Origin of the sequence: Duganella sp. CF517, from assembly GCF_900110275.1 — a bacterium.
GTDB lineage: Bacteria > Pseudomonadota > Gammaproteobacteria > Burkholderiales > Burkholderiaceae_D > Rugamonas.
This window is the reverse complement of the sequence record NZ_FODC01000003.1, coordinates 44,613-68,718: the sequence shown is the minus strand read 5'-3', so window position 1 is coordinate 68,718 and position 24,106 is coordinate 44,613. Positions and strand designations below refer to the sequence as shown.

12 protein-coding genes are annotated in these 24,106 nt (G+C 65.4%); all 12 read left to right on the top strand.

Going from position 1 to position 24,106, the window contains the following annotated elements; all coding sequences use genetic code 11:
- Positions 1–2 precede the first annotated feature (2 nt).
- Entirely contained in the window at positions 3–434 is a 432-nt protein-coding gene (locus BMX85_RS12115) for a GPW/gp25 family protein (RefSeq protein ID WP_090317909.1), read from the top strand.
- Positions 421–4,182 carry a baseplate J/gp47 family protein gene (locus tag BMX85_RS12110; protein WP_090317907.1) on the top strand — a complete coding sequence of 1,254 codons (3,762 nt, stop codon included), beginning with the start codon at positions 421–423 and terminating at the stop codon, positions 4,180–4,182. The genes BMX85_RS12115 and BMX85_RS12110 overlap by 14 nt, the downstream gene beginning before the upstream one ends.
- On the top strand, positions 4,163–5,002 hold the full coding sequence (locus BMX85_RS12105; protein ID WP_090317901.1) for a hypothetical protein: 840 nt from the start codon (positions 4,163–4,165) through the stop codon (positions 5,000–5,002). Before BMX85_RS12110 ends, BMX85_RS12105 begins: the two co-directional genes overlap by 20 nt.
- Positions 5,002–5,286: a hypothetical protein gene (locus BMX85_RS12100; RefSeq protein ID WP_143067960.1), complete on the top strand. Its 285-nt coding sequence runs from the start codon at positions 5,002–5,004 to the stop codon at positions 5,284–5,286. Before BMX85_RS12105 ends, BMX85_RS12100 begins: the two co-directional genes overlap by 1 nt.
- A complete protein-coding gene (locus BMX85_RS12095) occupies positions 5,283–7,670 on the top strand; it encodes a hypothetical protein (RefSeq protein ID WP_090317895.1) in 2,388 nt (795 codons plus the stop codon). Before BMX85_RS12100 ends, BMX85_RS12095 begins: the two co-directional genes overlap by 4 nt.
- 3 nt (positions 7,671–7,673) lie before the next feature.
- Positions 7,674–12,926: a contractile injection system tape measure protein gene (locus tag BMX85_RS30055; protein WP_143067959.1), complete on the top strand. Its 5,253-nt coding sequence runs from the start codon at positions 7,674–7,676 to the stop codon at positions 12,924–12,926.
- The gene (locus BMX85_RS12075; protein WP_090317882.1) at positions 12,910–14,304 is read left to right on the top strand and encodes an ATP-binding protein; all 1,395 of its coding nucleotides are present in this window, start codon (positions 12,910–12,912) and stop codon (positions 14,302–14,304) included. The genes BMX85_RS30055 and BMX85_RS12075 overlap by 17 nt, the downstream gene beginning before the upstream one ends.
- Positions 14,305–14,311: 7 nt before the next feature.
- A complete protein-coding gene (locus BMX85_RS12070; protein ID WP_090317879.1) occupies positions 14,312–17,038 on the top strand; it encodes a hypothetical protein in 2,727 nt (908 codons plus the stop codon).
- A 36-nt stretch (positions 17,039–17,074) separates the two neighbouring features.
- Positions 17,075–19,069, top strand: coding sequence for an eCIS core domain-containing protein (locus tag BMX85_RS12065; protein ID WP_229210420.1), 1,995 nt, complete (start codon positions 17,075–17,077; stop codon positions 19,067–19,069).
- Positions 19,070–19,227: 158 nt separating this feature from the next.
- Positions 19,228–21,102, top strand: a complete 1,875-nt coding sequence (locus tag BMX85_RS12060; protein ID WP_090317875.1) for a hypothetical protein — start codon at positions 19,228–19,230, stop codon at positions 21,100–21,102.
- 122 nt (positions 21,103–21,224) lie between these two features.
- On the top strand, positions 21,225–23,450 hold the full coding sequence (locus tag BMX85_RS12055) for a protein kinase domain-containing protein (RefSeq protein ID WP_177196730.1): 2,226 nt from the start codon (positions 21,225–21,227) through the stop codon (positions 23,448–23,450).
- The gene (locus BMX85_RS12050) at positions 23,447–24,097 is read left to right on the top strand and encodes a hypothetical protein (RefSeq protein ID WP_143067958.1); all 651 of its coding nucleotides are present in this window, start codon (positions 23,447–23,449) and stop codon (positions 24,095–24,097) included. The genes BMX85_RS12055 and BMX85_RS12050 overlap by 4 nt, the downstream gene beginning before the upstream one ends.
- Positions 24,098–24,106: the final 9 nt, after the last annotated feature.

Here is a 24,106-nt window from a genome sequence, read left to right as displayed (position 1 = left end):
CCATGCATCCCGACCACGCCTTCCTCGGCCGCGGCTGGGCCTTCCCGCCGGCGTTCAGCAACGGCCGCGCCGACGGCAGCGGCGGCGCGGCGGCGATGACGGCCGGCGCCGACGACATCCGCCAGAGCCTGCACATCCTGCTGTCGACCGCGCCGGGCGAGCGCGTCATGCGCCCCGAGTTCGGCTGCGGGCTGAAAAACCACGTCTTCGCCAACGTCAGCCATGGCGTCATCGTGCAGATGAAGGACTTGATCGAACGCGCCATCCTGTTCTTCGAGCCGCGCATCACGCTCACCGACATCGAGGTCAGCGACGCCGCCATCGCCGACGGCCGCCTCGACATCAGCCTGCATTACACGGTGCGCATGACCAATACGCGCAGCAACATGGTCTATCCGTTCTACTTCATCGAGGGCACCAATGTCCAGCCATGACGCGGCGGCGCGCCGCTTGATCGTGCGCGACGGCACCAGCCAGGACCGGCGCCGGTTGGCGCCGCTGCAGGACGGCTACTTCGCGCTGGCCGAGATGCCGTTCGCCGACCTGCTGGCGATGGCGCGCGGCCACGCCGCGCTGGTCACGTTCTACCAGGGCGACAACCGGCCCGACGGCGACTGGCTGGCGTATTTCTCGGCCGACGAAACGTTCGTGCTGGCGCGCATGCTGGCCGCGCGCCTGCCGCCGCACCACGCCCGCTTCGAACAGTGGTGGAACGCCTGCCGCGAGCGCCGCGACGACCGCCCGCGCGCCTGGGACGCCGAGGCCGGCGAGTTGCCGATGGCGCCGCTCGCCGAACTGCTCGACGGCTGGGTCGCGGCGCTGGCCAACGCCCCCGGCGCGGTGGGCCGCAAACTGCACGCGCTGCTGGCGGGCGTGATCGCCAGCCTGTGCGACGAGCGCACCGGTTTCGCCGCGCTGCTGCCGGCGGCCGGCGCCACGCTCGGCCCGATCTGGCGCGCGCCGCCCGGCGCCCACGCCGCGCTCAGGCCGTCCGAGCTGCGCTCGAGCTACCATTCCTACGTCAAGGCCATCGAAATGGTGCAGCAGGAGGCGCGCCGCCAGTTGCCGGCGTCGCTGGTCAGCGGCGAGCACGAGCCGGGCGCGGCGCTGCTGATCGCCTTCATCCGCATGGCGCAGCGCCTCGACACCCGGCTCAACCGCTTTACCGGACGCCACATCGACTTCTACTACGACCGCGTGCTGCGCGCCGGCCGGCTGGCGGCGGTGCCGGACCACGCCTACCTGGTGGCCGCGCCGGCGGCCGCCGGCGCCAAGGTCGAGATTCCGGCCGGCGCCGCCTTCATCGCCAAGCGCGACGGCCAGGAGCTGGCGTATTTCTGCGACGACGGCCTGGTCGTCAGCGACGCCCGCGTCCAGGCGCTGCACACGCTGTACTTCCACCGCGATCCGCACGTGTCGCCGGAGACCGATATGGACCGGGGCGGCGCGCTGCCGGCGGCGCTGGCCTGGCCCAGCAGCGCCTGGACGCGCGACATCGCGCCGCCGCCCGGGCAGCCGGCGCCGCCGCCGGCGGGCCAGCCGCCGCTGCCGCTGCTGGGCGCGCCGAGGAACGGCGCGCCGGCCGCGCCGGCGCGCGACGCCCGCCTGGGCTTTGCCATCGCCAGCAACGTGCTGCTGATGCGCGAAGGCCGGCGCCGCATCACGCTGGAGCTGCATTTCACCTCCGGCAAGCTGAAGACGCGCCTCGACCGGCTGGAAAAGGTCATGCGCGGGCGCCAGCCGCAGGCGGGACCGGACGCCGCCGGCGGCGGCGAAGGCGCGGCGCGGCCTGCGCCGAACGGCGTCGTCGACCAGATCGAGCAGGAGGCGACGATGCTGCGCATCCTGGGCGGCCTGTTCAAGATCGAACTGACCGGCCCGGCCGGCTGGATTGCCGTGCCCTGGTACTACCCGTCCACGCCGGACACGCGCGAGCGCTACGGCAGCGCCGGCTTCACGCTGTCGCTGCAGTGCGAACTGCCGCTGGAGGCGCCGCCGGTGGTCGCCTACAGCCCGGCGCTGCATGGCGAGAACCTGGCGACCGGGGTGCCGGTGATGCGCCTGCTGCTCAATCCGGACAGCTACGTCTACCCGTACGGCCTGCTGCGCGACCTGGGCGTGGGCGCGGCCACCGTCACCGTCGAGGTCAGCGGCTACCGCCAGCTCAGCCTGAACAACCAGCTCGGCCAGCTCGACCCGGCCAGCCCGTTCCAGCCATTCGGCCCGCTGCCGGTGGTCGGCTCCTACCTGATCGTCGGCAGCGGCGAGGCGGCCGCCAAGGACTTGACGCGCTTCCACCTCGACCTCGAATGGGGCGAGCTGCCCGAGCTGGCCGGCGGTTTCGCCGAGTACTACCGCGACTACGCCGCGCCGCCGTCGACCGACGAATACCTGGCCCGGGTCGAGGCGCTGACCGACGGCGTGTGGGGACCGGACGACAGCCGCGCGCCGCAGCTGCGCCTGTTCGCCGACGACTACCGGCGCAGCGCCAGCCGGCGCCTGCTCAAGCGCACCCGGCTCGACTGCGACAGCGTGCTCGGCCGCCTGCACCCGCTGGACCCCGCGCAGGCCACCGGCGCGCCGTACAGCACGGCGGCGCGCGACGGCTATTTTAAATTCACCCTGGCCGGACCGCGCTTCGCCTTCGGCCACCGCGAGTACCCGCAGGCGCTGGCGCACGCGATGAAACGCAGCCTGCGCAACAAGGACGGGCGCTTCATGGCCGGCGTGCCGGAGGCGCCGTACACGCCGCTGGTGTCGGCCATCACCGCCGGCTACACGGCGCGCGCCGGCATCGCGCTGCACCATGGCGGCGGCGCCCCGGCGGGCGGCTTGAACAACGCGCTGCTGCACCTGCATCCGCACGGCTGGGAGGCGGTCGATGTCGCCAGCGCGCGCGGCCCGACGCTGATCCCCAGCTATGCGCAGCTGGGCTATCTGCACATCGGCCTGTCGGCCAGCGACTTCGACACGGCGCTGACCCTGTTCTTCCACCTGCAAAACGACGCGCTGCCGGACGCGCCGCCGGCGGCCGAATGGAGCTACCTGTCCGGCAACAAATGGCAGCCGCTGCCGCTCAACAATGTGCTCTCGGACAGCACCGGCAACTTCATGACGTCCGGCGTGGTGACGTTGCGGGTGCCGTCCGACATCGGCCTGGAGCACACCGTCATGCCCGCCGGCCTGTACTGGCTGCGCATCGGCGCGGCCGGCAAGCTGGGCGGCTTTTGCAGCCTGTACAGCGTCCATACGCAGGGCTTTTGCGTGCGCCGCGCGGTCGCCGACATGCAAGCGAGCTCGCTGCTGACCCTGCCGGCCGGCAGCATCGGCCACAGCCGCGCGCTGATCCCCGGCCTGGGCAAGGTCAGCCAGATCATCGCCAGCCGTGGCGGACGCCTGGTCGAGGACCGCGCCCAGCGCCACACCCGCATCGCCGAACGGCTGCGCCACAAGGGCCGCGCCGTCACCCCGGCCGACTACGAATCGCTGATCTTGGAGCGCTTTCCGGAGATTTACAAGGTCAAGTGCTTCCCCAACCTGTGCATGGACGGCGCCGACCCGCAACAATGGCTCAGTCCGGGCCGGGTGCTGATCGTCGTGTTGCCGCCGCTCCCACCGGACGCGCCGCCGCACGGCATGCCCCAGCTCAACGGCCTGCTGGTGGCCCAGGTCAAGGCCTTCGTCCAAACGCTGGCGCCGCCGGCGGCCGTGGTCGACGTGCGCCATCCCGTCTACGAGCAAATCCAGGTGCGCTGCACGGTGCGGCTCAAACCGGGGCTGGCCGGCGGCCGCTACATCACCCGCCTCAACGACGATCTGGCGCGCTTCCTGTCGCCGTGGGACCCGCGCCACGGCCGCGTCCACTTCGGCTGGAGCCTGCGCGAGCACGACGTCGAATCCTTCATCATCGGACTCGACTATATCGCCGACGTCGGCGCCTGCTCGCTGCTGCGGGTCGCGCCCGCCGCCGGCGGCGGCTACAGCTTGACCGACACGGCCCACAACGGCGTCACGCAAGTGTCCTGGAAGTATCCGTGGAGCGTGGCCGTGGCGATCGACAAGCACCTGATCGACGTCAGCGACAGCAAGGGCCCGGCGCGTCCGGCCAACCTGCACACGCTCGATATCGGTTCGACATTCATCATTTCACCGGAGGCCAACGATGGCACAGCAAAGTCGTGAGTCGCTCAAGCGCTCGTTCAAACAAGGCCAGATGCCGGCGCAAAACGCCTTCAGCGACCTGATCGAGTCGATGCTCAACATCGTCGACCAGCAGTTCGACAAGACCGAGGCCGACGGCCTGAAGGTCGGGCAGATCAAGCAGGGCCGCCTGATCAGCTTTTACCGCGACATCACGCACAAAAGCGCGATCTGGTCGGTCAGCATGAACACCGGCAGGAACGGCCTGGTGTTCGGCACCGGCGGCGTCGACGACGACGGCGCCGACGGCCAGCACGGCGGCGCCTACAGCAAGGCGATGGAACTGCGGCCCGTGCCGGAGGTGCCGTTCGCGCCGACCACGGGCGACCCGGTGCCGCCGTCGAGCCAGTTTCAGCTGGAGCTGCAGGGACGCATGGTGGCCGACGGCCGCAGCGGGCGCGCCGTGTCCGGCGTGCTGGCCGACGGCGAGTGGCACGACCTGACCGGACCGCTGACCGGCTGCCACGCCTTCGAGGTGATGGCCGGCACCGGCAAAAAGGGCTCGGGCCGCTACGCGCTGCTGCACGCCTTCGCGCTCAACACCTTCCATGGCGGCAAGGACGAGATCACCTACCACCAGGCCCATTTCGGCAGCAAGTGCACGCGCATGTTGTTGCGCTGGACCAAGGAAAAGGGACCGGCCGGCCACACGTATCAGTTGCAGATCCGTACCGGCTGCCCGCTCGAGGAAGCGGGTACGCCGGACAAGCAGCGCACCCGCATCCAGGTCTGCCTGACGCAGCTGTGGTTCGATCCGGCCATGGACGCGTGCGCGCCCGAGGGACGGCAGGGGGACCAGTGATGCACACCATAGACATCGCGCTGCGCGACGACGAGGGCCGGCTGGTGATCGAGGCACTGGCCGAACTGCCGTTCAAGACAGTGTTCGAACTGATCGGCGACCTCAACCGGCAGGCCGTCGACGGCGCCGGCCCCGCCGGCGCCGGCGGCCGGCGCTACCAGGTCGACCGGGACAGCCTGGAATTGATGCTGCGCGCGCTGGCGCAACTGCCGTATGAGCGCGTGCACCGGCTGCTGGCGGCGCTGCGGCTGCAATTGACCCAGCCGCAAGGCGGTGCGGAATGAGCGCGCCGCTGACCATCGGCCGCCTGGCGCCCGACCCGGACGGGCTCGACTTTGCCGCCCTGCAGCAGGCCGGGCTGGCCTTCGTGCAGGAGCTGGCGGGCAAGCAATGGACCGACTTCAACGCCCACGATCCCGGCGTGACCATCCTCGACCAGCTGTGCTACGCGCTGACCGACCTGGCCTACCGCTCGTCGCTGCCGCACGAGGACTACCTGGCCGCCGGCGACGGCGCCATCGACCTGCGGCGCCACGCCTTGCACCGGCCCCAGGACATTTTTCCCAGCGAACCGGTCACCGACGACGACTGGCGCCGCCTGCTGTACGACCGCGTGCCCGAGATCGACGACGTCTGGTTCGACCAGCTCGGCGCCGGCCTGGTCGACATCAAGCTCAAGGCGTGCGACGAGCCCGGCGGCGCCAACCTGGCGCCGGCGGCGGTGCGCCGCATCTTCGCCGCCAACCGCGCGCTGTGCCAGGACATCGCCAGCGTCACCGTGCTGCGCACGCGTAACTTTTACCTGGGCGGCGACATCGAGGTACGCAGCCTGCGCGACGCCGCCGAGGTGTATGCCGACATCGTCTTCCAATGCGCGCAGCAGGTCGGCTCGGGCCTGCAACTGCACGACTACGACCATGCGGCCGGCGACACGCCGGCGCTCGACGAATTGTTCTCCGGTCCGTTCACCGAGCACGGCCTGATCCGCGCGGAGGGCCGCCGCCACGCGCACGCGGCGATCTCCACCCTGCGGCTGATCGGCGTCATCCGCGGCATCGAGGGCGTGCGCAAGGTCCACCGCCTCGAGGTGCTGGACGAAAACGGCGAGCCGCTCGATAGCGATCCGACCGACCTGCCGCCGGGCGAGGTGCCGCGCATCCCCCTCGATCAGCAGCACGGCAGCCGCCTGAACCTGCACTTCATGAGCAAATCCGAGGCCGAGCTCGGCGATGCCGACGACGCTAGCGGGGACGGCGCGCCCGCCGTGTCCAACGCCGCCTTGCGCGACGCCGCCCGCCCCCACCTCAACAAGCTCAAGTTCGAACGCCGCACCGTGCGCGAGCGCAAGGCCTCGCTCGAACACCTGGTGACCGAGCCGCGCGGCTCGGGCGTGGCGCTGGACCACTATTATTCCATCCAGCACCAGTTCCCGGCCATCTACGGCATCAATGCCTACGGCGTGCCCGCCAGCGCGCCGCCGGAGACGCGCGCCGCCGCCCGCCAGCTCAAGGCCTACCTGTACATCTTCGAGCAGACGATGGCCAACTACGTCCATGGCCTGGCCAACATCGGCCAACTGTTTTCCACCCAGCGCAACGCGCGGCGCTCGTACTACACCCGCCCCATCACCGACGCCATGCTGCCCGACATCGAATCGCTGTACACGATGGCGCCGGACGGCGTCGCCCGCCAACTCGAGCAGATCCGCCAGTGCTTCGACCCGCACGAGGACCGGCGCGAGCGCGTGCTCGACGTCATGCTGGCCATGTACGGCGAAGTCTACACACAGCAATCGCTGCGCAAGTTCAATTTCTATTTCACGACGCGGCGCGCCATGCGTGCGTGGCTGCTGGAGAACAAGCGGGCGTTCCTGGTGCGCATCGCCGCGCTTGGCAAGCATCGGGCGGCCGGATTCCGCTACGACCTGCCGGCATGGGACACCGACAACGTCAGCGGCGCGCACCGCAAGATCGCCATTCTGCTCGGCTTGCACAGCCTGCGCTGCTGCCGTCCGCTGTGCGGCGTGCTGCGCCGTCACGGGCTGCGCATCGTCGAGCGCGGCGATGCGGGCGGCGCCACCTTCGCGCAGCTTTTGGAACGCCTGGACGCGCCCGCCACCACACCCGAACTGCGCGTGCCGCGCGCGCTGCTGCACCAGGCCTTCCCGCATGACGGCAACAGCGCGCCGGCCGACGTCACGGTGTTGACGCCGGCGCAACAACGCCGTTTGCGCCTGCTGAACATGAAGAGTGAAGGCTTCCATCTGATCGAACACACGCTGCTGCGCCCGCGCCAGGCGGCGGCGCCGGGCCAGCCGACGGCAAACGACGACTTCCACAACCTGCAGGTGAGCGTGGTGTTTCCGGATTGGACGGTACGGTTCGCGTCGCCGGAGTTCCGCAAGCTGGCACAGGAGACGGTCTCGCTGAATCTGCCGGCGCACGTGATGCCCCATTTCTATTGGCTCGGCCACGATGACATGGAGCAGTTCGAGTCGCTGTATCCCAGGTGGCTGAACCGGCTGCGCGCGGTCGTCAACGCGTCCGAGCAGGCGGACCAGCCCGGCATCGAGGCGCGGCTCGGCGCACTGGACGAGGCGTCGGCCTACCTGCGGCGTTTTCTGCAATCGCTGCCGGCCGACGCCGTCACGCGTGCCCGGTGGGTGTGAGCGATGAAGACGACCCACCGCATCGCCGACCTGCATCTCGACCTGAGCTTCGAGAGCGACGATCCGCGACCGCAGCCGATGGCGGAGGACGATTTAATGGCACTGGCGCGCGAATATCTGCTGTCGACGCTGGCCGACACGCTGGAGCGCGAAGACGACAGCCGCCATCGGCATATCGCGCGCCTGGATATTGATCTGGGCGAATGCGAGGCCCACGACTACGCAGCTGAAATCCCGCCGCTGCTGGCAAGATTGTTACGCGAGGCGCTGGCGCGACATGACGACGAGCTCGCCAGCGCCCCCCAAGGTGGCCATGCGGCCGGGCCGGCGGTCAACCATGCGGTCGGGTTGGCGGTCGAACATTCGGCAGGGCTGATGGCCGGATCTTCAGCCGGGCAGGCGGCCGAGCGATCGGCCAAGCCGGCGGCCCGGCAGTCGGCGGGTACGGCAGCCAGGCATACAGCCGGAACGACGGCCGTCAGACGCGAGCCGCTGGAGCATTTTTTGCTCAGGGGATTGATTCCAGTGTTGCCCGGCAACGTCGGGGCGGCGACTCAGGCGGCGCATGAACGCCTGCTCGCGCTGTCGCTGGCCTCGCCGGCTGCTGACGACCTAAAGGCCTTGTTGCGCCGTTGCGCGACGTCGCCGGAGGCAGTGCGCCGCCTGGCGCAGCAGTTCGAGCCAGCGTCGTTGCGCCGGTTGGTGCTGCGCGTGGAAGCGCCTGCGAAGGCGGCCATGTGGCTGTCGCTGCTCGATGACATTGACGCCGCCTTGCGGAACACCGGCGCGGCGCGTCGCTACGATCTCCGGCAATTCTGGGAAATTTTGCTGACGGATGTGCTGGGAGGCGCTGCGAGTGTGGCTTCGATGCCGGTCTCGACCGCACTGCGCGAGGCGATCGCTGTTGCACTACATACAAATAACACCGTTGCGCCGCAAGCGGCTGCGCTGCTGCGGACGATCGCCTCGGATCGTCTGGCGGCCACGGCAACCGCGCCCAACGCCTCGGCCTCCGCCTCACAGCAGCGTTCGTTACAGCAACCTGCAAGAACGGTGGCGTCATCTAGTCCCGATGATGCCGAACGCTATTCCGCCCCCGGGGACCCATTGCTTACGCAGCAAGAACACCATGCCGTGCCGCCAAAGCAGCCCGACCCGACGGCAACTACAGAGGAAACCGGCGAGACCCTGTGGACGGCGATCGAACGGCACATCACCGCAACCGCCGGCGCTGGGGCCACACTGATGCTGACCGCCATCCGGGCCAGCGCCGGCCGCAGCGCCGACCGACTGGCCTTCATCGAGCGCGTCGCGGCGGCCCTGCGTCAAGATCAAGTTGTCGATCTGGAAGAAATCGAGTCGGCGATTACGGCAGCACGCAACGCGAACATTCGGCGAATCGGCACGGCGCCGCCGGACATGGAACACCGTCCGGACGCAATACCATCTGCTTCCCCGGCGCCATCCGCACCGAAGATAACGCCGGCACCAAAAGGCTTGAGCGAGCTGCCACCCGATCCGATCTTGCTCGATGCGCCAGCCCCCGAAGTAGGCACCGCCTACCTATCGAGCGTGGTTGAAGACGTTACGCAAACGGACAGCCTCATACAAGCCCTGCTGGACGCGGATGTGGCGCGTGTGAGTTCGGCACTGGTGGGGACGTCCCAACTCGCCGTGCTCGGCGCGATTCGGGACGTTGGCGCCAGATCCGACGTCTGGCACCGCGTCGCCCATTTCCCGCCCACTTTGCTGCTGCAACTGACGTGGGCGGCATCGCCGCAAGCGACAAACATCCTCCTAACGCTGCAATCCGTAAACGGCGAGGCGCCGGGTCTTCACACCGGGACCAAGGCTACCGAGGCCGCCTTGAACGATCCATCGCTCTGGCAGCGCTGCCTGATATATTTGGCGAGCAAGACTTTCGAGCCCGACTCGTTTCGCACGGCTTTGAGGCCGGTCACGGCTGCCGAGGCCGACGAATCGCTGGCGGCGCCCGCGCCGGCTACGCCGCTCGTTCCGTCCGCCATCGTGTTGAAATCGGCCCTTCAAAGCTCCGCACCCCACGCCACGCAGGCTTCGGGCCACCACGCTCATTCTGAACCCCACCTTTCGCAAGAAGAACGGCCAGCCCCGCCCACGCCTGGGGAACGAAACGCTGCCGATTTGGCGATCGCTGAACCGAACGCGACCGGAAATGCCGGGCAAGTCGACCTGCTGCGTGAAGCGCTACTGGAAGCCAACCAAGCACGGGTCGACTCTGCACTGGCTGCGACACCCGGCGAGCTTGTACTCGCGGCAATGCGGCAAATCGGCGCCAGTTCCGCCATCTGGTTACGCGTTGCCCGTTTTTCGCCAGCGCTCCTCACGCGAATGATAGTGGCGGCCGCACCGCCGGCTCGAAGTATTTTGCTTTCCCTGCAATCGAGCGAGGGCGGTGCGCCGGCCCCATCAACCATTGCGGCCTCTTCCGAGGATGCTCTGGACGATCCCCTGCTTTGGCAACGTTGTCTGCGCTACCTGGCAAGCACCGCGTTTGAAGCGGACGGCTTTAGCAATGCCTTGCGGTCGATGGCGCCGGCCGAGATCTCCGTGCCAACCGCTGCGAGCGCGCAATCCGATCACCTGCTTCCGCCTAAAGCCATCCTGTCCAACTCGCCGACGCAATCTGTCGTATTCGATGCGACGCGGGCGTCACATCGGCCCACTCAACCACAGCAGTACCTTTGGACAAACAGGCCGTTGGCCGCGTCCAGCGGGGAGGAGCGAACCGCCATCGGCCCTCGGCTCCCTGAATCGCCCGCAGCCGCGTCTGCCAAGCAATCCGACCTACCTCGGCAGGTATGGCTAAACGCCGACGAGGCGCGGGGCAGTTTGGTATCAGACCCGGCGCTGGTCCAACCCACCCTTGATGTGATGCGACAAATCGGCGCCAATCCCGACATCTTGCGCTCCGTCGCGCCCAGGGCATTGCCAGGCCCTGGCACCGAGCCCGATGAAGCAATGTCTTCCGGAGCCGTCTCCGCCGAAGTCGTGACCGCCGAAGCGATCTCCGGCGATCCGGGCGAGCCGCGTTTAAGCGGAGCGAAGACTGATTCCAACGAATCCGATCACGTGGGCCAGCGGCACCTGCCAATTTCACCGTCCGATGCTGCCGGCCTCGCCGCGAGCACCGCGACGACATCATGGCCAGAAGCCCTATGGCATGAAGTCAACGCGCTGATGACCGCGCGAAGCGCCGCGACGCCGGCCACCGGGCGCCCCGGACTGCTCGCCCTGGCGGTGCGGTCGCACGCTACCGAAAGCCGGAATCCGGGGGCGTTCTTGCAAGCGGTCCTCGCCGCGCTGCGAGACAAACAATTACTGGACCTCGATCACATCGAGGAGCAAATCGGTCACGCGGAGAACCCGGCAATTCAGCCTGCCGAAACGGCGGACGCCAGCAGCATCCTGCGGCGTATCGAACAACAGCTGGGCGCCCTCACCGGTTCCGGCAGCGCTGGTTCCAGTCATCTCATGATGGAAGCGATATCGGCGCACGCTGAACACAGTCCGTCTGCCGCCGCCTATTTGCTACATGTATTGGAGGACATCATGGAGAGTCGCCCAATCGATCTGGAAGCGCTGGATATGCTTTACGGTCAGCTTGCCGAGCCGAGCCAAACCGGCAAGTCCGTTACCGCCACGCGCCTTGTACCTCCGCCGAGTTCCCCGACAACAGCGAGCCCGCGGACTGTGGTGCCGCAAATAGCGGAACGCAGGCCAATAGCCGCTTGTTCAACGGCAGAATTGCCATCAAAGCTGGAATCTTCTCTGGCAGCTATACCGGTGCCGCCACGTCCCCAATTGTCGGCGCCAATGGCACCCACGACGACGGCGGCAGCGGCAGCGGCAGCGGCGGATGCTGCCCATGCAGCGGCGTTGGATGCTGCCCATGCGGCGGCGTTGGATGCTGCCCATGCGGCGGCGTTGGATGCTGCTCATGCAGCGGTCGCGAATGCAAGGCATGCGGCGGCGGACGCCGCCCATGTGACAGTGGCCCATGCGGCGGATGCTGCGGATGCGGAAACTGTCGCGGCTACGACAGAGGCGGTGGCGGCATTAGCTACCGCTACCACAACGCAGGCACCGGCTAACGCAACGTTGGCGTCGGCATCCGCACCGCCAACAGCGTCCGCACGCGCATCCCTCCCATTGGCCAACAAAGCCGAGATCGTAGAACTCCATTCTGCCTCCCCCCGCCGCGCCGCCGGCGGCCAACTGGCCCAGGTACTGGCCCGTCACGTCCCGGCCCGGCGCGCGGCGCTAACCGCCATGGTGCGCGAGGCGGCCGACGATATCGCACAGCTGACGCCAGCCATGATCCAGGACATCATCAAGTTGCTGGTCGGCTCCGATATGCAAACAAAAGCACGTTACGCCAGCGAAGTCTGCGCCCTCGCCGCCCAGCATCTGCCGGGTGGCACCCTGTCGAGTGTGGAATTCGAGACCGACCAGTTCGACCTCGACTGGTTCTTCATCCAAGGCAAGAACTTTACGCCCGCCACCTACGCGCATGCCCTCGCCGCTTGGTTGAGCCGCAACGAAAGCGCCGCCGCGCCGCTGCACGAGGCCTTACACAACAAGCTCGGCATAGCCCAACCGGCCGCCCCGCCACCGCCTCCCGCCACCAGGACTAACAGCGCCGGCACCACCACTGGCACCTTGTGGCGCAGCCCCGCGTCCGCCGGCACGCCAGCCGAGCCCGACATCGTCATCGACGCATTGATCGTCGACAACGCCGGCCAAGTCCTCATCGGCCCCTACATGCCGCGCCTGTTCTCCACGTTGGGACTGACCGAGGCGAACCAATTCAAAAACGCCGAAGCCGCCGAGCGCGCAGTCCACCTGCTGCAATGCGTGGTCGGCGGACCGTCCGACACCCCCGAAGCGCTGCTGGGCCTGAACAAAATCCTGTGCGGCGTCCCGGCCGCGACCGCCATCGCGCGCGAGGTCGCCATCACCGACCAGGAACGCGATACCGTCGAGATGATGCTGCGCGCCATCATCGAACACTGGAAAAAGATCGGCAACACCACGCCCGACGGCCTGCGCCAGTCCTTCCTGCGCCGAACCGGCCGCATGCACTTGAAGGACGATGCCTGGTACCTCGACGTCGACCCGGGCACCTTCGACATGCTGCTCGACAGTCTGCCGTGGTCGTTCTCGATCATCAAACATCCGTGGATGGAAAGGGCGGTCCATGTCAACTGGCGCTAACCCCATCGACGCGGCCGCGATGCAAGCCAACGCCCTGAGCCTGGAGCGCGAGATCGCCTGGTTCACGCGCCTGCTGAACCAGCGTATCGAAACCTATTTTGCGCACGAGGACACGGCAATGGGGCAAACCGCGCCGACGCCGCCCGACGTCAGCGACGACCCGTCGCTGTATGCCCAAACCGTGCGCGAAAGCGGCGCGGGCGGCATGAGCCCCGACGAACGGGTCGTCCTGCTGCTGGCGCTGTTGCCCAGCCTGCGTCCGCAAACGCTGGACCTGCTGCTCACGCGAAACAAGCTGATCGACAGCATCTTCACCGAATTCGGCGGCCTGCGCGGTCAAACGCACAATGGCTTCCTGCCCACGTGCGAGACGGCGCTGTTCATCCTCGCCGGCGACGACCAGCTGCGCCGCTTCGAGCTGATGCGGATGTTCGAGCCGGACCATTTCTTCGCGCAAAAAAACATGGTGTGCATGCTGCCGCCGGAACACGGCGAACCGATGCCGCGCGCCGCCATCGTGGCCGAACCCACCTACCTGCAACGTTTCACCACCGGCCAGCAGCAAAAGCCCGACTTCGGCGCCGGCTTCCCGGCCAAGCGGATGGTCACGGCGATGGAATGGGACGATCTGGTCGTGGCGCACGAAGTCAAAGACGAGCTCGATCAAATCCGCAGCTGGATGCGGGGCGGCGCCGGCCTGCTGCACCGGCTCGGACTGGACCGGATGGTCAAGCCAGGCTACCGCACGCTGTTCTACGGTCCGCCCGGCACCGGCAAGACGCTCGCCGCCACGCTGCTGGGCAAGGACGCCGGCGTCGACGTCTACCGCATCGACCTGTCGATGCTGGTCTCCAAGTACATCGGCGAGACGGAGAAAAATCTCGCCAACGTCTTCGACCAGGCACAGAACAAAAATTGGATCCTGTTCTTCGACGAGGCCGACGCGCTGTTCGGCAAGCGCACCGAGGGCAGCTCCTCCAACGACCGCCACGCCAACCAGGAAATCGCCTACCTGCTGCAACGGGTCGAGGATTTCCCCGGCGTGGTCATCCTGGCCACCAACCTGCGCTCCAACATGGACGAGGCGTTCGCGCGCCGTTTTCAATCGGCCATCCACTTTCCGCTGCCGGACGGGCCGCAACGCGCGCTGCTGTGGCAGAAACTGTTCACCGACCGCACCATCCTGGCGCCCGATGTGCGCCTGGAGGCCCTGGCCGACGCCCACGTGCTGGCCGGAGGCGCCCTGCTCAACGTGGCGGTCTCCGCCGCCATCCGGGCCGAACGCCGCGCCAAGCCCGGGCAGAGCATCCGCATCACCAACGACGATCTGCTGCGCGCCATCAAGAAAGAATTCATCAAAGAAGGACGCACGCTTTAGGCCCCCTATGAAACCACATACCTCCTGGCACCTCCCCTCCCGCGCCGCGCTCGGCTTCGCGCTTGCGCTGGCCACACCGGCCGCCGTCACGGCCGATCCGACGCCGCCCGCCGCGCCGCCGGCGGTCGCCGTCCAACCGGCCCAACCGGTGCAGCCGCTCCACCCGCTCCAGGCGGCCCAGGTGGCCCAGGTGGTCCAAGTGCCCAAGCCGGCGCCGGCGGCCACGCCGCGCCTGCTGTCGGTCGAGGTGCTCCAGCAATACGAGCTGGCGCGGCGCAAGAACATCCAGAGCGCGCTGAAGTTCATCTTCGCCGACGACCCGGCCTACCTGGCGGCCTACAAGCAGACCGGCGCGCCGCTGTCGGACCAGGTGGTGGGGCCGATCACGCTATCGTTCATCGCCCGCTTCTGGACCTACTACAACCTCGACCCGGCCGGCAGCCTGACCGACGCCTCGGTCGACGTCATGCTCAAATTCGCCGAGCGCCTCAAGGCGCGTCCGGAATGGCGCGCCGATCTGGTCAGCGCGCGATTCGGCCACTGGATCGACCAGCAGACGGACCGGGTCGAGCTGTACCGCATCCGCCTGGCGGTCGATCCGGTGCTGTTGCCGCCGGTGCTCAAACGCTATCACGCGGTCGACTTCGCGCTGGTCAACGGTGTCGATACCGAGGACGAACCGCTGGCGATCTATTGGTACGGCTTGACCATGGAAGACCTGGCGGCCATCGGCTCGCAGGCGGTCTTCCCGGAAAAAATGCTCAAACCGCTGGCGCCGCTGACCGCCTTCACCTACGCCACCGCCTCCGATTTGGCCGAGGATGTGCGCAAGGCGCTGCGCCCTTCCGGCCAGGACGCCGCCGCGCTCATCGCGCAGCTGGAAAGGGTCGCCAAGACCGACGATGGCTACGAACTGACCGACGACCTGCTGGCCGACCTGGCCAAACCCACGCTGCTGCCGCCGCAACTGACCAAGATGTTCGGCGACATGATCGGGATGCAATATGTGCGCCGCTCGCTGTTCGACCAAGCCATGGTCCAGCGCCTGCGCATCGGCCTGAGCGCATGCCGGGCCCACCTTCCGCACGAGGAATGGATGCGCCGCAAGACCAGGCTATTGAGCAAGGAGGACATGGACGCGCTGCGCGCCACCGTCAACGCCGACGGCGTCGACAGCGCCAAGGCCGATGGCGCGCGGCTCGGCGACCGGCTCTACAGGCTGTGGGACGGGCTGCACTGCGACCAGGGCGGCACCGACGCGGCCGCGTTGCAGGAGCTCTACAACCGCTACAGCAAACTGATCGCGCCATACGTGCGCAAGTTGCCCGACTATAAGCAGGCCAAGCCGTTTCTGCTGACCTCGAACATGTGCGGCTGCAACACGGACAAGTCGAAGGACGAGGTATTCCACTTCCTGCCGTTCTGGCTCGGCGGCCCGCCCCAGCCGACCGACTTCAGCCTGATGAGCCGGTTGAACTACTACGGCCTGACGTTCGACAACAACGGCGACCTGGCCATGGGACTGACGGGGCAGCCGATCGACGACCTGTTCACCGGTAAAAACGCCGAGCAGTTGGCGTTCGTCAGCGAGGCGCGGCGGCACCGCGTCAAGGTCGACTGGATCGTCCACCGCACCGACTGGCGCGTGTGGGGCGCGATGAAGCCCAGGGTGAGGCAGGCGCTGCTGGCCAGGCTGTCGTTCAATATCGTGCGCATGCTAAGCATGCCGATGACGGACCTGGCGTCCCGCTCGGTGCCGTGGCTCAGCTTTGGCACCACCGGCGTGCCGACACGCGGCGACGGCGTCACGCTGTACTTCGACGGCTACCCGCCGGACCAGGACTCGATGGCGCTGTACGCGGAGTTCATCAACGACCTGCGGCGCCGGCTGACCGAGGGTGGTTTCGACCTGAACATCATGCTGCGGCACACGGAGATGGGCAAAGGCATCTACGGCTACGAAAAACTGTCGTCCGTGCTGCAACTGGGGGAGGAGCCGGAGCAGCCGGCCCTTTACGGCTGGGCGCAGCACAATTTCAAACACGCGTTCGGCATCCCCGAGGGCGGGCAGTATGTGCAGCCGCGCTACCTGGTGCTGCTTGAGGAGCCGACCACGGAAATCAAAAAGCAGCTGCGCAGCGAGGTCGAGGACGCCACGATGGGCCAGGCGCGCGCCGCCCTGCTGCGCCGCATGGTTCCGGTCGTCAATTTCAACGGCATCGCCTGGGCCCAGCTGGAAGACGACCTGATCTACTTCGACGACAACTTCGGCGGCGTCGGTTTCTGGCCCGGCACCAAGCAACCGGAGCCGGACGCAGCCCAGGTACCGGCGCACGGCGTGGCCCGCTGCGGCGACCTCAAGCTGCTGGAGGATTGCATACAGGACCACTTCCGCGACCCGCCAGGCGAGCGCGACGCCCTCGCCTGCCGGTTCGTGTGCAGCTACCGCCTGCCGCTGCGCTTTACGCTCGACATCCTGTTGATCGCGCTGGCGGCCACCGTGTTCGCCTACGTGCGCTGGTGCGACGCGCGGCCGGTGATCGTGAAGTTCTACGTGGCGCCGGTGGCGGCGATCGCCGTGGCCGCCGCCATCTTCGCCGGCCTGATGACGTGCGATCCCTACCTCAACAACCTGGGGGATGGCTTACTGGTGCCGGGGGTGCTGGTGCTGGCGTTGATCGCGATGTACTTCTATTTCCGCAGCATTTTGAAGGAACGGGATGCCAGGCCGTAGGCTTGGCTGGAACAATATTTTTAGAGGGAGGTTTCCATGTCCTACAGTTCATACCGCCGTCAATCGAAGTCCGAGGTGGCGCAGCCCGTCGCCCAACGCCACGGGGCTGCATCGATCATGGACCAGCGCGCGTCCGCAGCCGACCATCTGCAGCTTAAACAAAAAATCGATGGAAGCGCGGTCGCAAACGCCTCCCGGCCAGTCAAACAACTGATGGTCGACGAGGAAGAGCTGGAGGGAGCGGCGCCGGCGCAGCTGATGGAGGACGAGGACAAGACGTTGCAAGGAAAATTCGCGCCGGTTCAACGCGCCGCATTCGAAGACGACGAAACGCTACAGGGAAAATTCACCGGTTCCGCAACCGCGCAATTGGCGGAGAACCAGCAGGCCCAAGTTAACAACACCGGCTTGCCCGACCAACTCAAGTCGGGTATCGAAAATCTGTCTGGTATGAGCATGGACCACGTCAAGGTCCACTATAACTCGGCACAGCCGGCGCAACTCAACGCCCACGCCTACGCGCAGGGAAGCGATATTCATGTCGCGCCTGGACAGGAACGACATTTGCCGCATGAAGCTTGGCACGTGGTGCAGCAAGCACAAGGGCGAGTGAACCCAACCATGCAACTGAAGGCTGGTATCGCCGTCAACGACGAGGTTGAATTGGAAACGGAGGCCGATGTGATGGGCGGGCAAGCTCTGCGAATCGGGCATGTATCAGCGCGCGGTGCGGTCGGAGACTTGGCGGATGGCAGGTCAAACTCTCCGCTTCAGACAAAAGGATCGATTCAGCGCTTCGCCGATGACGCCAATGCCGAGAGACGAAAGGAGGTCACCGGAGGAGATGCGCAGTTGGATCATGCGATATCACAGGACACCCTCGACGATTTCTGGAACGTGCTGAGCACTCTGAAACAACTTCTAAATACCAGCAAGCCTGAACAACTGGCGCCGTTGATGGCGCAGTTGGATGCACTCTACAAGCAACAGGACATCAAGTTAAAAGACAAGAATGCGATATTAAACATCCGGAACAACATCACGCCCGGGTATCGCAACACGATCGGCAACCCCGGTTTTAAATACGATCACCAAGTTGAAATTTACGACGACGACAGTGTAGCGATTACCGAGCAGTCAGAACAGCTTGAAAAGATGGACCGCGCCATACGGTCGCTGACGCGTCAATTACCTATCATTAAAAAACTAGCTGTGGTCGATATGGATGAAACGGCAGATGCCTTTGTCGCTAAGATTGACGGCAACCTCAAAACGATAACCGCCACCTTGGAGTATCTCAATGGCGACAAGAGCACGAAACCGCGTTTCGATAAGGATCTCTGGTATGGCGTGAAAGGAAAAAAAGTCAAGAAAGTGCCTGCCGAATATATCGGCGTAGACGACCCATTGCTGCATCACCGAGGAGCGAACAAACAATTATTGGGCGTAGATTTGCAAGCCATTCGTATCCGGTCTGAATTGCCGCTTTCATCTTATAAGATCGAAAGCAACGGAAGAACTGGAAGAAAGGAGGTTAATTCAATACGACGCACCAATCCGGTGGTGGCTATTGAAACGACCATATCGGAGAAGGCCTGGGCGCACATCTATAACCGCCATACGATAGACGGCTTTGCGGGCGAAGTCAAAGCCATCAACACGTTTTGGAAATATGATCCGAAGAAAATACTAACAGCCCACTACGACAAGGTGCTGGCCGAACTTATGTTGATTATCGACCGGCAAATGGATTTGGCGCATGGGTTTGCGACGCTGGACGAAGGCGCTGAGTTTGAAAACCCGATCAACGAAGCCGGCGCGGCATTCTTTTTCCAAGGAAAATATGTGGGGACCTCCGCCTATACGCTCGCAATCGAACTCGAATCGTTCGCGCCGCAGAGCCCTGAATTTGCCTATGGGGTCCTGCCAAGTGCGGAATTGGGTCACGAGCAACGCAAATTCTTCGACGAATCCTACGGAATGTCCCCCGGCCGCGAGGCCGAGTCTGACGACACGGAAGGATACGCGTAAGGCCGCAGCCGCCGGGAGTGGCCCGCAGCGGGCAGAGGTCCGTCGCCACCGTTCCCTCCCGACCGTGGCGTCTCAAACAAACCATAACCCGGCCGGGAGCAGGATTAATCGGACCGTTGGCACCCGTCGAAAAAGCGCGTTTATATTGTGAGGTTAGCATGCTCTACAGCTCCGAAAATCGCCAAAGCACAAAGTTAGAAGAACGCACGAACACACAGCACCAGAGGGCGGCCTCAATTGTCGACCAGCGCACCTCCTCCGCAGTGCACCTCGGACTGCAACAAAAAATCGGCAACAGCCAAGACGCCGCCTCTCCACGAGCACTCACGCTCGTCCAACAAGCGCATGGGCGCGCGTCACCCACGGAACAGGTGCGCGGGGCAAGGGTGAACGAGAATCCGATACAGGAAAACGAGGCGGATCCAATGGGCGAGCGCGCACTGACGCAGCCTGGCCCTGGCGAGGCCGCCAGCATGCAATTACATACCGCGCCCTCGGCCTCCGCGCCGATCCAGCGCGCCGTGGGGTTCGAATTCCAGACATACCAATCGGGCACCCTGGTGCAAATCGACACGGCCAACGAAGCGTCCTCGTCCGACTCCACTTCGTCGTCAAGTAGTGATCACGCCGACGCAGAAGAGAAAAAGGAAGACACATCAGCTGCCGCAGTCGTCAATACATCCACACAGGCCCGCATGCCATCCCACTGGGAGCCTTACAACAAGGATAACGAGGAACGTTACGCCGAGGGCAACGGCGTCAAGGTTGAGAAAGATGGGCAAGACCTGGAATTCGTGACCAACGCCTTTCCAGAGTCGGACGCCGGCCGCGCCGCCTTGACCCTGGCGATCCGCACCGTCGTTCTGACAGCACTCGGACTAGAAGGCGGCGTCTTACCCACCCCCTTGTTACCGATGCTGGGAACGGGCTTGAGCGCGGCACCCCACGCTCGGGACACGGTACGCATTGCATCGGAGGGGAACATGACCGCATCGGCTCAGGCGACTGCCGGGGTCAGCCTGGCCCGAGTCAACGAACTACTTAGCTTGCTCGGGCGAGCGAAGCCACGGCAAACGAATACCAACTTGGCAAGCATCTTCAACAAGGAGAATGCGCGCCCGGGAGAGCGAGATTACAAGGCGGGGGCTACGCTGGAGCGTAGCCTCGCCGCCGAAGCAGGGAACAATGACACGAACACCACCCAAAAGAAGCTGGTCGGCTTCGCCTATCCCTTCGCGGAAGGGTTCGTAAAAAAGCATTTCGGCAACGAAGATGCCCGCCTCAAGGGCGTCGTTCACCTCATCGCGCTATATGTCTTTGGACGCAATACAAAAGCCGTGTACGCCAAAGCGAGGACGCCGGTCATGTCGAGATCCAATTTAGCGGACGTCGTTCTCTCGCTGCCGAAAGACCAACAGGATCGTTTTACAAAAATGATCCCTCACTTGCAAAGCGCACTGGGGGTTGCCGCCAACACGAGTGCCGCCAATCTGCTCTATAAGCATGTCCCCCCTGGCGACACGGTAGCGACAGGCATCGGTGAGGCGGAGTCGGCGCAAATCACCATCAAATCCTGGTTGGAAGGACTGCCCCAGGGACACGACGCAATGGAACGGTTCGAAGGATTCGCGATCATCGCCAACCAAAACAAGGTTGACCATGCAAGTCCAAACGACCCCGAGTATTTCAAACAAAAATGGTTTAGCGCGGAGTATGGCGCCGGCCTGGACTCGTCGACCGACATTGGCACCCGGGAATTAAGCTCGGACGTCGGCGAAACGGCGCACCGGGTCGACGGCATCATCCTCGAAATGCGGAATCTGGGAAACGACAGCTTGGATATTTCCGAGTGGCCCAGTTTTGCCCTGTCCTTCTTCGACTTGATTTTGCTGGTCAATGCCGCATCCGAGGAAGAAAAAAATGCCATGGCACAGGCCATGCATGAGCAGCGCTCATTCGAGACCGATCTCGGCGACCAGCCAGTGCGGGGGGTCTTTGCCCAGGCCCGCGATATTTTGGCTGGAGGGCAATAACGCCAACGGGTTCCCCATGGGACTGTTCAGCAAATAGAAGTTGACTTTCAATACTTGCCAATTGATAATCAATTACCCATTTGCTAATGCGCGTCCGCCGCCGGCGGCACAAGGAGTTTGCGATGATTTCTGTACAAACTTCCCCTGCCACACTGGACCGGTTCGGCCATTACCAACTGCGCGGCAGCCTCGGCGAAGGCGGCTTCGGCCGGGTGTACGAAGCGTGGGACCCGACGCTGCGCCGCACGGTCGCCCTCAAGTGCCTGAAGGCGGCCCACCACCACGCCGCGCCGGACGCGCTGATCGACGAGGCGCGCCGCGCCGCTTCGCTGCGGCATCGAGCCTTCGTTAAGATCTACGCCTTCGAGGAATGCGACGACGCCCAGGCGATCGTCATGGAACTCGTTCCGGGCGCGACCCTGCGCTCCAGCATCGGGCGCCAGACACCCGATGCCGCCCAGGCGCTCGACATCATCGACCTGGTGGCCGAGGCGATGGCCGAGGCGCACCGGGTGGGCCTGATCCACGGCGACATCAAACCCACCAACCTCATGCTCGAGCCGTCGGGCGCCGTGCGCATCCTCGATTTCGGCCTGGCGCGCAAGGTCGATCCGCTGGCCACCGACCTGACGGCCGCGCACGACGGCGCCGCCACCGTGGCCTACACCGCGCCCGAGCGGCTGATGGGCTGCCCGCTCAGCCGTGGCAGCGATATCTACTCGCTCGGCGTGGTGCTGTACGAATTCCTCACCGGCGAGCGCCCGTTCGCCACGCTCAACGGCCTGGCGCTGGCGGCCGCGCACGTGCACACCACGTCCGACAGCTGGCCCTTCCCCGCCAGCACCGACCGCTCGCTGGTCGAACTGGTGCGCAAGATGACGGCGCACGATCCGGCCCAGCGGTTGGCCTCGATGGAGGCGGTGCGCGAGCGCGTCGCGGCGCTGCGCGCGGCCCTCGGCAACGACGCAACGACACACGCACCGGCTCAAGCCGAGACTACACCTATGCCCGAGTCCCGGTCCAAAGCCATCTCGACCTCGGTGACCACACCGCCAACGTTTGTGCAACGCTGGCGGTGGCCACTATTCGCCACTGCGGCTGCGGGGGCTGCCGTGGCAACGCTGCTGACGCTGCCGACAGTACCGCTTGTGCACTGGCTCGATAAGCTGGCGCCCTATTCCGAATCACAGGCGATGGCGGTCGGGATGGAAAAACTCGGCATGGCCGATCGAGATGGCGCCCTGGAGCAGGCGGTACAAAGCTTCAATTCCATCCTTGAACGCAATCCGCGCCACGCGGCGGCTGCCGCTGGCGCCTCGATCGCCTACAGCATGCGTTACCTCGGCGATGGCCGCGACGAAAACTGGCGCCGTTTCGCCGAGGCAGGCGCCCAAGCAGCGCTCAATGAGGACGACCACTTGGCGCTGGCGCACGCCGCTCAGGCTTGGGCACTGACGCTGAAGGGTGACAGATCTGCAGCGCTGGCGGCGGCCGACCGCGCGCTGGCGCTCGACCCGCTCGACATGTCGGCGTTGAACGCCAAACTCGTTTTGCTGCTTGAGCTACGCCGCTTCGACCAGCTTGCCGCGCTACTCGATGTCTGCAAGAGCAAATGGCCCAGGGAACGCATGTGCCACGACATCGAGGGCACGATGTATCATCGGCGTGGCGACGACGCGCGCGCCGAACAGGCCTTCCGCCGCAGTGTGCAATTAGAACCGGAAGGTATTCGGGCGTACTCCAATCTTAGCGCGGCACTTTTGCGCCGCGACAGACTCGACGAAGCGCTGCACGTGCTGCAGCAGGGCTTGCGCGTGCACCCCAGCGGCGCGCTGTACACCAATCTGGGCAACGTGCTGTTCACGCGCGGGGACTACCCCGGCGCCGCACGCGCATTCGAGCAAGCCGCCTCCGGCGCGCGCGGCAGCCCGAACGACTATTTGAAATGGGCCAACCTGGCCGACACGCTTAACTGGATACCGGGCCGGGGCGAGGATGCGCAACGCGCCTATCACAAAGCGATCCGCTTGCTGGCGCCAAGGCTGGAGCGCGACCCAACCAATGAGGCCTACCTGAGTCGGATGGGTTTATACGCTGCACACGTGAAGGACGACGCCGCGCTGGGCTGGATCGCACGCGCCGTGCTACGGGCCGGCGACAGTCCGGACGTGCGCTTCCGCGCCGCCGTCGCCAGCGAACTTGCCGGCAGGCGCGACTTGGCCTTGAGCCACCTCGCCATCGCAACCAAATTGGGCTATCCGATCAAATTGATCGAATCAGAACCAAATCTCATCGCGCTTCGGCGCGATCCCCGCTACTCCAACAGTATTGAGGAAAATGTACGATGAGCACTAAACCGGTCAAACCTGTTAAGCCTGTTAAACCTAAACCTGTTAAGCCAATCAAACCCACCCAACCAGGCCGCGCCGTGCTCGAGGTGACTTTCGATGCCGACCAGGACAGCACCGAATTAGATCCGGTGTTGCGCAGAGATCCGCCCATCGAGCAGGACGATTCAAATCCGGCCCGCGGTAAGCATGCCGATTCGCTGTATTTCATCGCCGGCGACGAGCTCGCGCTGCGCGTCATCGGCGGTGGCGACAGGACCGGGAAGTCTGGGTTTGTCGCCTTTCAGATTGTCGATTGCGCCATCATCACCCGGCCGAAGGTGGCCCGCCGTGACGCCGACGTGCGCACACTGTACTTTCCGCCGTCGCTATTCACCCAAGCCACTGGCGCCAGCTATCAGCTCGCGCTCGACTTCGCACCCAAGGTAAGCCAGAATGACAAAGACTACCTGCAGATCACCCAGGACTGGAAACCCACGCTCAACGTCGGCTTCAGCCCCGGCATGTGGGAACTGTCGTTTACGATGACAGTTCGTATCGCGCGTGGACTTGGCGAGATCGACGAGATCCGGGTGTTTACGTTTGATCCGGAAACCGAAGTCGGTGGTCCGGGCACCACGCCCAAATCAGCCAAGCCAGTCAAATAGATCGTGCCG